The following is a 13,364-nucleotide window of genomic DNA, read 5'->3' on the forward strand; positions in this document are numbered from 1 at the left end:
AAAGCCTGCTGTCAGCAGGCTTTTTTTGTTTTACAATTGTGAACAGTAGCAGGGCAGGGATTTCTGGTTTATAGTAATCTCAATAAATACAATTGCCTAAAGCCTGTTATCAGCGAGATAACTTTATAGCGCTTCAAAGGGAAGGATTGATGAAATTTCGCACTTCGTATCTTGTGGGTCTAATGGCCACTGTTTTAGCTGTTTCTTCTACCGCTTATTTTATTGATCCCGCCGTTGCAGCAGATACGCCAAGATTAAAACCCTTAAAAATCATGGGTCCAGACGGACAGATCCGTCAAGTTAATCATCAATATGGCCCAACGACATCCAGAGACACTTTTTGGAGCATAGCGCAAAAAGTCCGTCCCGATGCCAGTGTCAGCGTCTATCAAGTGATGGCCGCGCTATATGATGCTAACCCCCATGCGTTTAACTCTTCCAGCTACAACAGTTTAGAACGTGGCATGATCCTGCTGATCCCGTCTAAAGAAGTCATGCTGTCGATTCCCAATAGTATGGCGATAGCAAGAGCAGAGCAAAGCGACAGACAATCCCGTGCGCCAGCGAAAGCGGTGCAGAAACCTGCTGTGAAAGTCACTACGCAAGCACCTGTGACGGCTCCCGCCGTGATTGCTGAAACTAAAATCACTGAAACCAAAGTGACGCCGCCCAAAGCGCCAGTGGTAGAAACGCCGGCGCCAGACAAGCCTAAGATGCTGAGCTCTGATGTAACGTCGCGTTTAGAAGCGGCCGAAAGTAAAAACCTGTCATTAACCGATGAATTAGCTCGTACCCAAGATCAACTCACTGTCCGCACTTCAGATGTTGAAGCGCTAAAAGTGAAAGTTGAAGAGTTGAATCAACGCATTGCCGTGCTAGAGGAAACTCTGCAAGCCAGCAAATTGCAAAACCAAGCTTTAAAAGCCGAAGTCGAAGCTGCCCAAATGCCAGAGATGGCAACAGATACTCCTGAAGCAGATGCTGAGGTCGCCGCTGAGCCCGATGATTTATGGCGTAATATCCTTAATAGTCCAGTGTTAATGATTGCTGCTGCTGTGATCCCTGCCTTGTTCTTGTTACTGGCGGTGTTCTGGTTGCTGCGCCGTAAACGTAATAAAGAACGTCGTGAAATGCAGGCGCAAGAAGCGGTAATGGCTGCGGGTGCCGCTGGCGTTGCCGGTACTGCCATCATGGACATGGATGATGACGATTTAGATGATATGGCGGTGCATTTAGATACCGACCATGCCGACTCTATCGATAGCTTGCTTGATATGGGCAGCGTCGATTTACAACCTGAGCAAGATTTGACTGACTCAAACGATCAGATGGATATGGCGTCTGAAATTTTTGTCGATCCGGGTCTCTCTGCCGAACCTGAGGTTGAAGACGAAGGGCAATCTCTTGATGACCTGTGGGCCGAAGCCATGGGCGATCAGGAAGAGGATATTGTTGAGGAAAAACCTAAATCTGACAATATTCTTGAGGAAGCCGATCTCGATGCGCTATTAGCGGGCCTAGGTTCAGAAGACAATACTTCAGAAGACAACACTGAAGCTGAAGACGATTTAAGTGAATTAGAGCGAAACTTTGCTAGCGATTTAGCTGAAGAAGACGTTGAAGTAGAAGATACTCAACCTGCCAATGAAGCCGTCGCCGATGACGATGATCTTGATGCCTTACTTGCCGAGTTTAGTGTTCCTGCTGAAGATCCAGAAACGGCAAAAGAACCTGCAACAGCATCTATGGAGTCTGACGATGAAGATCTCAGTGCCGCCATCGCCGCAGAACTCGATGATGAGCTAGATGATGAACTGGGCGGCGAAGAGGTTGATGATATCGATGCCCTATTGGCCGATTTCGATAAACCAACGCCAGCCGCAGAACCTGAAGTCGAATCAGATCTTGGCGCTGAAATTGCTGCCGAGTTAGATGCAGAGCTTGATGAGCTGGGCGTAGAAGATACCGACGACATCGATGCCTTGTTAGCAGATTTCGATAAACCAGCAGAACCTGAAGTTGAGCCTGATTTTGGCGCTGAAATTGCCGCCGAGTTAGACGCAGAGCTGGATGAACTGGGTGTCGAAGACACTGACGATATCGATGCGCTGTTAGCAGATTTCGATAAACCAGCTGAACCCGAAGCAGAGCCTGATCTGGGTGCTGAGATTGCCGCCGAGTTAGATACAGAGCTTGATGAGCTTGGCGTCGAAGACACTGACGATATCGATGCGCTGTTAGCTGATTTCGATAAACCAGCAGAACCCGAAGCTGAACCTGATCTTGGCGCTGAAATCGCCGCCGAGTTAGACGATGAATTGGATGAATTAGGCGTAGATGAATCCGATGATATCGATTCGTTGTTGGCGAGTTTTGATGCTGAGCCTGAAATCAAAGTTGATGCTGAAGACAATGCCGAAAACGATACCGAAGATGATGCGATCAGTGCAGAAATTGCCGCAGAGCTAGAAGCTTCGTTACCGGAAGATATAAAAGGCGAAGCGTCAGGCGATGAAGATTTAGATGCGCTGTTAGCTGAATTTGATGTGCCAGAACAACTCGATGCCGATGAAGATGAATTCGACTTCGATATGGAAACGGCGCAGCTTGATGCGGACGATAACGCCACAGATGAAGACAATTTACTCAAAGGTATTGGTGCATCTCACTCGATTGACGGCACTGATGATACTTTCTCGTTAGTCGAAGAGTTGGGTGAAGATGATGATTCTGACGCCCTGACTACGGCTGCAGCCACTTTAGCTGCCGCTACCGCCGCAGCGAGTGTTAAGGAAAAAGAGTCTTCTTTCTTTAATGATTTAAAAGCCAATAAGAGCAAAGATCCCCACGTGCTCGATTGGGACTCAGAGCTTGATTTTGCGCCTAAGGCCAAACCTGCTGCGACGCCAGCCGATGCCGCCGCTGAAACGGATGTCGATGATGTCGAGCCTAATGCCGATGCTTCGCTAGCTGATACGCCGGCTCCGGATGATGCGACTCAAGAGAAGCCGATTAAGGCGACGCGTAACGATCTTGATTTTAGTGAAGATTTTAAACTCGATACCCATGAGGATGCTGACGATTCTGAGCAAGGCCTCGATTTAAGCGACGACAATGTACTCGCTGCTTTCACGGCCAATACCGATTTTGATGACGATGAAGATGTACTGACGTCGGAAGACAGTTTCTCGCTCGTCGATGATCTCACAGTCGATGAAGCGTTAGCTGCACTCGATGCTCAAGAGTCGCGTAAAGCACAGAAGAAGTTTGTTCCTGAGCATGATTTAACGAATTTCCAAAATGAAAACGGCTTTATCGACATCGACAAGTTGTTGAATGATGCCGATGAAGACGGCACTGATACCGATTTGTATTCGGAAGTCGATGTGGAAATGAGTGATGTCGGAGCCTTAATCGGCGATGCCGCTATGATTGATGTCGATGATGAAGAAAACTCAGTCAACGCTAAGCTGGATTTAGCTCGCGCTTATATCGAAATTGACGACAGCGACAGCGCCAAAGCCCTGCTCAAAGAAGTGCAAATTGATGGTAATGAGCGCCAGCAAGATGAAGCCGGACGTTTACTCAAAGAGATGAGTTAATCCCGATTGAGAGAGTTTCAACCTAACGGCGCCTTCAGCGCCGTTTTTTTTATGGGCTGCTGTGATAAAATACGCCGCTAAATCAATTGTGAGGAAAAGTGGATGCGGATTGCATTAGGTATTGAATATGACGGCAATGGTTATTTTGGCTGGCAACGTCAGGCCGAAGTCGATTCAGTACAAGCGCAATTAGAACGGGCGTTATCGATAGTGGCCAACGAGCCTATCGGCGTCTTCTGCGCTGGCCGTACCGACGCGGGCGTGCATGCCACGGGACAAGTGGTTCATTTTGAAACCAATGCCATTCGTAATGAAGGCGCATGGACCTTAGGGGTAAATGCCAATTTACCCGACAATATTGCCGTGCGTTGGGTTAAAGAAGTCGACGACAGTTTTCACGCGCGCTTTTCGGCTACCGCCAGACGCTACCGTTATGTGATTTACAATCACAGTTTTCGCCCTGGGATTTTACGCCATGGTGTCAGCCATTATCACGGCGATATTGATGCCGATAGAATGCATCAAGCGGCGCAGGCACTCTTAGGCGAGCAAGATTTTACCAGCTTTCGCGCAGTCCAGTGCCAGTCAAAAACGCCGTTTCGTAATGTACATTGCGTCAATGTTACGCGCCAAGGCATGTATGTGATTGTTGATATCGCCGCCAACGCCTTTTTACACCACATGGTGCGCAATATCGTCGGTTCATTATTAGAAATCGGTTTAGGCAATCAGCCGCTGACGTGGATGGGTGATTTGCTCGCGTTAAAAGACAGAAACCAAGCCGCAGCAACGGCTAAACCTCATGGGCTTTATTTAGTTGATGTGACTTATCCAGAACAATATCAATTGCCTAAACTCGCCCTTGGGCCATTATTCATGTTGGATTAAAAAAGTTGTTGGATTAGCAAGAGCGGTTGGATGAGCAGAATTGTTGGATTAAAAAAGCTGCTGAATCAAACACGAGCCTAGCTTAATTTATCTCGCGTGAACTTCGCTTTATCATTGAGTTTAGTATGGCGCGGCAGTCTGCCTAAGACTGTCCGCAAAACGCCAATAGTGTAGTTAAACGATTAAATGGCATCGAATACGAGGATGTACGGACATGCTAACAGCGCCAGCGTCAAATGCAGCATTGGAACAGTGGTTGGATTATTTGTTATCCATACATCCAACCGAAATCGATATGGGATTAACCCGTGTTTCTAAGGTCGCGCAAACCCTTGGCCTATTAGATTTAGGCCAAAGCAAGATAGTCACAGTGGCAGGGACGAATGGTAAAGGCACGACTTGCGCTATGCTGGAAAATATTCTGCGCTTATCGGGTTTGACTGTGGGCGTATACAGCTCGCCGCACATGCTGAAATACAACGAGCGAGTGCGTATTAATGGTAGCGATGCTAGTGATAGCGCCTTTGTCGCCGCCTTTGAGCAAATTGAAGCCGCGCGCGCCGAGATTTCCCTGACCTTTTTTGAATACGCCACGCTTGCGGGCCTGATACTGTTTAAAGCCGCTAAGCTGGATGTAGTCATCTTAGAAGTCGGTTTAGGTGGACGGTTAGATGCCACCAATATTATTGATGCCGATATCAGCGTGGTGACCTCGGTCGATTTAGATCATGAAAGTTATCTGGGGAATACCCGTGAACTCGTCGGCCGTGAAAAGGCGGGTATTTTCCGCCGTGGTAAAGCTGCAATTGTCGGCGAGCCCAACTTGCCGCATACCGTCAATGATGTTGCCAATGAGGTTGGCGCCATCTTGTATCGCGTCGGCAACGAATTCAGTTACCAAGTCCATGGCAATCTGTGGAGTTTTCAGGGCCAAGTGCTCAAACTACACGATTTAGCGTTACCGACCTTGCCGCTACCTAATGCGGCCACGGTATTGGCCGTAATTGAACAGGGTTGGCCGGATATCGCGCCCGCTATTATTGCCCAGGGCATTAGCACTGCTCGGTTAACCGGTCGATTAGAGCGGGTGAGTGAGCAGCCGTTAGTACTACTCGATGTGGCGCATAATCCCCATGCGGCGCGTTTTTTGGTGCAGCAATTAGCGCCAATGGTTGTAGGTAAACGCGTATTTGCCCTTTGTGGCATGTTGAAGGATAAAGATATTGCGGGCGTGTTGCCTGTGATCCATCCTCTGGTCGACACTTGGTATTTAGTGAGTCTTCATGGTGAGCGTGGCGCGAGTTCTGCCATGCTACGCAAAACCTTAGCACCCGAGGCCAGCGCATTTGAGTTTGAGAGCATAGCTGAGGCATGGTCGGCATTAAAAGCGCAAATTAACCCAGATGATGTGGTAATTGTGTTTGGCTCCTTTTACACTGTGGCAGGTTTTAAGTCTCAATTTATGCAGGAAGTCCGTTTTGTCTAGCCAGTTTCATAATCGTTTAGTCGGCACTGTGGTGCTGGTTGCGCTTGGAGTGATTTTTTTGCCGGATATTTTGGATGGCAAAAAAGATCGCCAAGAAGAGCAGTTTTCCGAAATACCTTTGCGTCCGACTGTGATTGAGCAGCAAAAAGCCGACGATGATATGTTTGAAGTCTTGTCGGCCGAAGATGCTGCCGCGCTGAGTGGTGCTGATGTCGTCTTAGCTGAGACAGGCAATAATGCCGACAGTGACAAGTCATCTGCCATCGCTAAGCAAGACGTTAAGGCGGACGTTAAACCCGAGGTGAAAAAGCCAGAGGTTAAGCAAGCAGAAGTTAAAAAGCCGGAAGCGAAACCAGAACCTAAAAAAGAGCCACCTAAGGCGACGGTAAAAACGGAGCCCGCTAAAAAAGCTGAGACTAAAGCGCCAACCGTCGCTAAGACTGAAAAGCCCAAAGCAGAAACGCCAAAAGCCAGTGCTGCCAGCCGTGACAGCTTAAAAAGTGGCTTTACCTTGCAGCTCGGCAGTTTTAACAATGCAACCAATGTTAAAGCCTTGATTGCACAGCTACGCAAGAGTGGTTTTAAAGCATACACTATCCCTGAAAATCCTAAAGATGGCGTATTAACCAAAGTGTTTGTCGGGCCAGATGTGTCTGAGGCAAAGCTGAAGAAAATACAAATTGAGGTGGAAAACCTCACGCGTCTTAAGGGCTGGATTGTTCCTTTTAATCCCTTAGAATCTTAATGGTGATATAAGATCAGCGACTGAAAATGATTTATTTACCTCTCTAGGGGTGAGAATCGTTTCAGTCTCTGGTAGAATCGCGCCGTCTTAAAGCCTATGTCGGAAAGCCATCTCAATGGTTTGGATTGATTACGCTATCATATTCGTCATCGGATTATCGACTCTCATCAGTCTAATCCGCGGATTCGCCAAAGAAGCCATGTCCTTAGTGGTATGGTTCGCGGCTTTCTTTGTTGCCAGCCAATTTTACCAAGATCTTGCCGTTCACTTAACTCAAATGAACGATGAGATGCTGCGTAATGGCGTTTCTATTGCCATCCTCTTTATTACCACTTTGGTACTCGGCGCCTTAGTTAACTATATTCTCGGACAACTTGTTGTCAAAACTGGATTATCTGGCACTGATAGGCTCTTGGGCCTGTGTTTCGGTGCTATTCGAGGCGCGCTAATTGTGAGCGCCTTGCTGTTTTTTATGGATGCTTTCACAGGTTCACCCAACACCCAATGGTGGAAGGACTCTGTGCTAGTGCCCGAATTTGGCGTTGTCATTCAATGGTTTTTTGACTATTTGGAAAACACCTCCAGCTTTGTACCCAAACTATAAGAAAGAAAATTAATTAATCCTAAGTGATGGAAAGTAGTAATCGCTTAGGTATGTACGTCACTCCTGTTCAAGGGCTTATGCCTAAAAACAGGGTAACTGTGAGCGCAATCGCAAGTTTATGCGTGCGATTGCGATTAACAGATTAGTGACGGGATACCTTGGCGACCGATAGGTAGCACTTAAGCCGAAAGGCTAGAGTTTTACTTTATCATTTGCTTATATTTCAACATGAAAGGGCATAGAACATCTTACAATGAGGAAGCTTACCCATGTGTGGTATCGTCGGAATAGTTGGCCAATCATCGGTTAATCAGACCATTTATGATGCACTGACAGTGTTGCAGCACAGAGGTCAGGATGCGGCAGGTATTGTGACCATTGATCGTGGTGCTTTCAGACTGCGTAAAGCCAATGGTCTGGTCAAAGACGTTTTTGAAGTCAAACACATGCAACGCCTACAAGGTAATGCAGGTATTGGCCATGTGCGTTATCCAACTGCGGGCAGTTCAAGCGCATCTGAAGCGCAGCCTTTCTATGTTAACTCGCCATTTGGGATCTCTTTAGCCCACAACGGCAACTTAACCAATACAGTCGAATTAGCCGAAGGGCTGATCAAAAAACGTCGCCATGTGAACACCACTTCGGATTCTGAAGTGTTGCTTAACCTGTTGGCCGACGAACTGCAAAAAACCACTAGCTTGACCCTGACGTCGGAAGAAGTGTTCGATGCGGTCGCTAACGTACACCAGCAAGCTCGTGGTGCCTACGCGGTTGTGGCTATTATAATCGGCCAAGGCTTAGTCGCATTCCGTGACCCATTTGGTATTCGCCCTCTGGTGTTAGGTAAGCACGAAACGCCAACGGGTACTGAATACATGGTCGCTTCTGAAAGCGTGGCACTCGATGCCGTCGGTTTTGAAGTGATGCGTGATGTGGCGCCAGGTGAAGCGATTTACGTGTCAATTGATGGTCAGCTGTATACCCGTCAATGTGCTGCAGAACCTAGCTACGCACCTTGTATCTTCGAATTCGTTTATTTTGCCCGTCCAGATTCGACTATCGATAAAGTGTCTGTTTATGCCAGTCGCGTAAACATGGGCGCTAAGCTTGGCGAGAAGATTAAGAAAGAATGGTACGATCACGACATCGACGTGGTGATTCCTATTCCTGAAACTTCTTGCGATATCGCGCTGGAAATTGCCCGTTGCATGGACTTACCGTACCGCCAAGGTTTTGTGAAAAACCGTTATATTGGCCGTACTTTTATCATGCCGGGTCAACAGGAACGTAAGAAGTCAGTGCGTCGCAAGTTGAATGCGATTAACACTGAATTCAAAGGCAAAAATGTCTTGTTGGTGGACGACTCTATCGTTCGCGGTACGACGTCTGAGCAAATCATCGAAATGGCCCGTGAAGCGGGTGCCAAGAAAGTGTACTTTGCCTCTGCCGCGCCGGAAATTCGTTTCCCGAACGTGTACGGTATCGACATGCCAACGTCAAACGAGTTGATCGCCCATGGCCGTGATGCCGATGAAATCGCTAAGTTAATTGGTGCCGATGGCATTATTTTCCAAGACTTACCTGATTTAATCGAAGCGGTAAGAATGGAAAATCCAGCGATTAAGCGTTTCGAAACCTCTGTTTTTGATGGTCATTACATCACTAACGATGTAGATCAAGCGTATTTAGATCACTTGACGCAACTGCGTAATGACGATGCTAAAGCGGATCGTAACAAAGATATAGGTACTAACTTAGAACTGCATAACGTCTGTCACCCATAAGGTGAAACGTTAGGCGGATAAAAAGCCAGTGATAATGTCATTGGCTTTTTTTATGGCTTTTTTATGGAGCGTTAACCGCCACTTGGGAAAGGTATCGCGATTGGGCGAGGGGGAACATCTATGAGTGTTTGTTCTCGACATCCGCATGCGAGGCTGCTGATCTTTTCAGCCATAGGTTTTGTCGTGTTTATCCCCATATCCACAGCAGCATCCACACCCCGAATAAGCTGCTTAAGCTATGGCGGGTGACTTGATGTTTTAGCAGTAGCGATAAGCTCACCGCAATGGGCATTACTAGCATGAATCCCCAAGCTAAAGGCATGTTGATGATTTTCATTTGTCCCAGCCAAGTGCTGGTGAGCATGCTTATCGCAAGTAACATCAGGCTATGAAATAGCAGTAACTGATTAAATCTTAGTATCAATGCCGGACTGATTGTCATCGCCTGCCGCGCATTTATTGCAAACTGTCTCATAGCCACTCCTCTAAAATTTAGTGCATTCTAGTAGTTGTTGAGAACTATTCGCAATTGAATTTACACTTGATCGTTGGTATTTAAGCTCGGTTTGTCACAGAAATTTGCACTCAACGGGCGTTTGGGCTAAATTATACTGTAATTATATCCAGTGCTTGGTGTTTGTATGATCCTCTATATCGCAGAAAAACCTAGCCTAGGGCGGGCCATTGCCGATGTATTGCCTAAACCCCATAAAAAAGGCGATGGATTTATCGAAGCCGCCAATGGCGATTGCGTGTCTTGGTGTGTCGGTCACTTGCTCGAACAAGCAGAACCTGATGCCTATAATCCCGAATTTAAGTCGTGGAAATTCGAGCACTTGCCAATAGTTCCAGACAAGTGGCAACTAAAACCTAAGGCCGCAACTCGCAGTCAACTCACAGTGCTAAAACGATTAGTCAAACAAGCCAACATGCTGGTCAATGCGGGCGATCCCGACCGTGAAGGGCAGTTACTCGTGGATGAAGTGATTGCCTATCTTGGCGTGAGGGGTGACAAGTTACATCAAACTCAGCGTTTACTGATCAGCGACTTAAACCCACAAGCCGTAAAACGGGCGCTAACGCAGCTGCGCAGTAATCGCGAATTTATTCCTTTGTCCACATCGGCCTTAGCCCGTAGTCGTGCCGATTGGCTCTACGGCATGAATATGACGCGCGCTTATACCATCCAAGGTAAAAAGGTTGGTTATCAAGGCGTATTGTCCGTCGGGCGAGTGCAAACGCCTTTACTCGGGCTAGTGGTGCGCCGTGATGAAGAGATTGCCAATTTTCAATCTAAACCTTTCTATGAAGTGCTAGCGCATTTGGCGACTGAAAAGCAGGAAACCTTCAGCGCTAAGTGGCAACCCAGCGAAGCTTGTCAGCCGTACATGGACGAAGAAGGGCGAGTACTAGCCAGAGGGTTAGCGCAAAATGTGGTGAGTCGCATCAGTGATAAACCTGCCTTAGTGACTCAATTAGTGGCTAAGGACAAGAAACAGAATCCGCCATTGCCCTACAGCTTATCCGCGTTGCAGATTGATGCGGCAAAACGGTTTGGCATGAGTGCTAAGGATGTGCTTGATACCTGCCAGAGTTTGTATGAACGCCATAAACTCATTACCTATCCCCGTTCCGACAGCCGTTATTTGCCCGTCGAGCAACATAGCCTAGCGCCGTCGGTTCTTAAGGCGATTAGCAGCGGTGCCGCTGAGTTACTGCAAGGCGCCGATGCCCCCGATCCACGGCTTAAATCTAAGGCATGGGATGATAAAAAAGTGGATGCCCACCACGCCATCGTTCCTACCGAGAAAACGGCTAACTTATCCAGCTTAAGTCAGCGTGAGAGGCAGTTATATCTTCATGTTGCCCGCCAGTACTTAGCCCAGTTTTATCCGGCCTATTGTTACAGTGAAACCACAGTACAAGTGACAATTGAGGGCGGCTTATTTAATACCAAGGCGCGTCAGGATAAATCTCTTGGCTGGAAGCAACTCTTTGCCCGCCAAGAGCCAAATGGCAGTAAGGCGAGTGGCAACAAGTCGATGGAAGAAAGCGCGGGCAAGGACGATGAGGAGAATGACGAGTTTATCGGCCAATTACCGCCTCTGAAACTAGGGCAGGCTTTGCATTGTACTCGAGGCGAGTTGCTGGAGAAAAATACTCAGCCACCAAAAGCCTTTACCGATGCCACTTTACTTGGTGCTATGACGGGGATAAGCCGTTACGTAACCGACCCTGAGATCCGTAAAATTCTCAAAGAAACCGATGGCTTAGGTACTGAAGCCACCCGTGCAGGCATTATTGAATTACTGTTTAAACGCGGTTTTTTACAACGCTTAGGTAAATCTATCGTTTCGACGGATGTGGGTAAGGGATTAATTAACAGCTTACCCGCGAGTGCAACAACGCCTGACATGACAGCCCTTTGGGAAGCAAGCTTGAACGGTATTTGCCATAAAGAAACCTCCTATCAAGCCTTTATGCTACCGCTGCTAGGCACCTTGTCCACGCTTATTCACAATGCAGGAGCACAACTGCCCACCGCGCTTAATGGCTTAAAAGGCCAAGGTTATCGTAAAACGGCTGGGAATAAATCCGGTTATCGCAAGTCGCCTTACCGCAAAGCCTCTAGCTCGACAAAACGCACTGGCACGGCAAGTACCGCTAAAACAAGTACAACGACAAGTAGCAGTGCGAAAAAGTCGAGTGCGAGTTCAGGGACTCGGAGTCGAACACGCAAAGTGGCTGCTGAGGTTTGATAGGCACGAGTATAATTGGTTTTAGGGGCATTTCCGACCATTAAACAATAGCTGGAAATAGCCCTAAATTTTGGTAAAAAAAAGAGTAAACCAAAACGGTTTACTCATACGGAAATAGGTCGTTGAAACTTGCCAAAATCACTCAATAGATGAGGAGCAGGTTTATAATGTCAGCGTTAACTTAATTAGCCCTTAAAATTAACCTTTATCTTAAGGTATCGCCTCGGTTTAAGCTGATGAGCTTATCCAGTATGTGCTCACCATCCATGCGAATGCCGTTGTGTTCATATTCTGACGTTAGCCAATACTTTAGCCTGCCGACCTGTTGCGCGGTTTCTAGGCTGTATTGCATCTCGACAAACATATCTTCACTGTAAATGGCTGCGGCAACGGGGACGCGGTTTTGCGCCAGTTGTTCAAGACTATACAGTGCAGGCCAGTCTGATTTATGGGCAAGGATTTCTGCCGCGGCTTTAAGCGGTACTAAATGACTGAATTGGTCAAACATCCAAGGGTAAATCATCTCGCCGGTGAATAAAAACGGCTTACCTTGCTGATAGTTAAAGGCGGGGAATTGTTGCCTCACTCTGTGTGCCGCCCATTGTGAAGCCGAGTGTTGGCAGTAAATGGCCTCATGCAGCAGGGCAAAAATCGGGTTAGTGTTGTAATCGAGCATTTGACCGAAATGATTTAAAAATAACGGGTTCACGACTGTCCCTGAAGCCGTGTTGATTAAGGCTTGCTCAAGTAAATAGTAAACCGATTCAGGACCTTGCTCCATTCCGATATTAATACCCAGCAGCTGCAACATTTCAACAGTGAGGCGTTCTCCCGTTGCTAAATACACTTCGTTTTCAAGCAAGTGTTTTGCTAAGCGAGTGACTAAATGTTGGGCATCGTGGAAGCGTTGGAAAAATTGTTTATTCTTCGCCAGTACGCGTTGATAAGTCGCAAGATAGACATCATCGGCGCTGCGGGTTAATGACGGTATGCCACCTGTAATATAGGCTTCGCTGACACCTTGAGGGGCGGCGCTTAAATAATGTAATACGCAAAATCCCCCGAAACTTTGGCCAAGAATCGCCCATTTATCGGCGGGGCAAAGTTGGGCACGAATCGTCTCGGCATCACGAATGATATTGTCAGCCCTGAAATGGCTTAGATACTCAGCTTGAGCTGCGGGCTCTAAGTGTTGCAGGCTTTGGTAATTAATCGGTGTTGATAAGCCTGTGCCGCGCTGATCGAGTAATAACACCCGATATTCTTTTAATGCGCGGCGGATCCAGCCGCTGTTGCTGGCGGGGCGCATGGCCGCAAATCCGGGGCCGCCTTGGAAAAACACGATATAAGGTAGCTTTTTATCTTTGTTTTCTGGGCTACAGAGTTCTCTGGCAAAAACTTGGATTTGCTCTGCAATCGGATTTTGATAGTTGAGGGGCAAGGTAAAAGTATGTTTCTTCGCCAGCACTCCGGCGAGAATAATATCGGGTTTCATC

General features: G+C 47.4%; 9 protein-coding genes. 7 read left to right on the top strand and 2 right to left on the bottom strand.

What is annotated here, in order from left to right; genetic code table 11:
- Positions 1-149: 149 nt before the first annotated feature.
- The 6 genes from DYH48_RS06290 (at position 150) to purF (ending at position 9,109) form a co-directional block, all read left to right on the top strand.
- Entirely contained in the window at positions 150-3,602 is a 3,453-nt protein-coding gene (locus DYH48_RS06290; protein ID WP_115334309.1) for a FimV/HubP family polar landmark protein, read from the top strand.
- Between the two features lie 102 nt (positions 3,603-3,704).
- Positions 3,705-4,490 carry a tRNA pseudouridine(38-40) synthase TruA gene (gene truA / locus DYH48_RS06295; RefSeq protein ID WP_006085461.1) on the top strand — a complete coding sequence of 262 codons (786 nt, stop codon included), beginning with the start codon at positions 3,705-3,707 and terminating at the stop codon, positions 4,488-4,490.
- A 214-nt stretch (positions 4,491-4,704) separates the two neighbouring features.
- Complete coding sequence (gene folC, locus DYH48_RS06300) at positions 4,705-5,976, top strand: bifunctional tetrahydrofolate synthase/dihydrofolate synthase (protein ID WP_115334310.1); 1,272 nt, start codon at positions 4,705-4,707, stop codon at positions 5,974-5,976.
- Positions 5,969-6,721 carry a cell division protein DedD gene (gene dedD, locus DYH48_RS06305; protein WP_115334311.1) on the top strand — a complete coding sequence of 251 codons (753 nt, stop codon included), beginning with the start codon at positions 5,969-5,971 and terminating at the stop codon, positions 6,719-6,721. The genes folC and dedD overlap by 8 nt, the downstream gene beginning before the upstream one ends.
- A gap of 115 nt (positions 6,722-6,836) precedes the next feature.
- Positions 6,837-7,325: a CvpA family protein gene (locus DYH48_RS06310; protein WP_006082220.1), complete on the top strand. Its 489-nt coding sequence runs from the start codon at positions 6,837-6,839 to the stop codon at positions 7,323-7,325.
- Positions 7,326-7,594: 269 nt separating this feature from the next.
- Positions 7,595-9,109 (top strand): amidophosphoribosyltransferase, encoded by a 1,515-nt coding sequence (gene purF, locus DYH48_RS06315; RefSeq protein WP_115334312.1) that lies wholly within the window; start codon positions 7,595-7,597, stop codon positions 9,107-9,109.
- A 187-nt stretch (positions 9,110-9,296) separates the two neighbouring features.
- Here purF and DYH48_RS06320 read toward each other — a convergent pair whose 3' ends face one another.
- Positions 9,297-9,584: a hypothetical protein gene (locus tag DYH48_RS06320; RefSeq protein WP_012089583.1), complete on the bottom strand. Its 288-nt coding sequence runs from the start codon at positions 9,582-9,584 to the stop codon at positions 9,297-9,299.
- Positions 9,585-9,750: 166 nt separating this feature from the next.
- Between DYH48_RS06320 and DYH48_RS06325 the strand changes: the two genes are divergently transcribed.
- On the top strand, positions 9,751-11,868 hold the full coding sequence (locus DYH48_RS06325; RefSeq protein ID WP_115334313.1) for a DNA topoisomerase III: 2,118 nt from the start codon (positions 9,751-9,753) through the stop codon (positions 11,866-11,868).
- Positions 11,869-12,073: 205 nt separating this feature from the next.
- Here DYH48_RS06325 and DYH48_RS06330 read toward each other — a convergent pair whose 3' ends face one another.
- Positions 12,074-13,363: an alpha/beta fold hydrolase gene (locus tag DYH48_RS06330; RefSeq protein WP_115334314.1), complete on the bottom strand. Its 1,290-nt coding sequence runs from the start codon at positions 13,361-13,363 to the stop codon at positions 12,074-12,076.
- Between the last annotated feature and the right edge of the window lies 1 nt (position 13,364).

Origin of the sequence: Shewanella baltica, assembly GCF_900456975.1 — a bacterium.
Classification (GTDB): domain Bacteria; phylum Pseudomonadota; class Gammaproteobacteria; order Enterobacterales; family Shewanellaceae; genus Shewanella; species Shewanella baltica.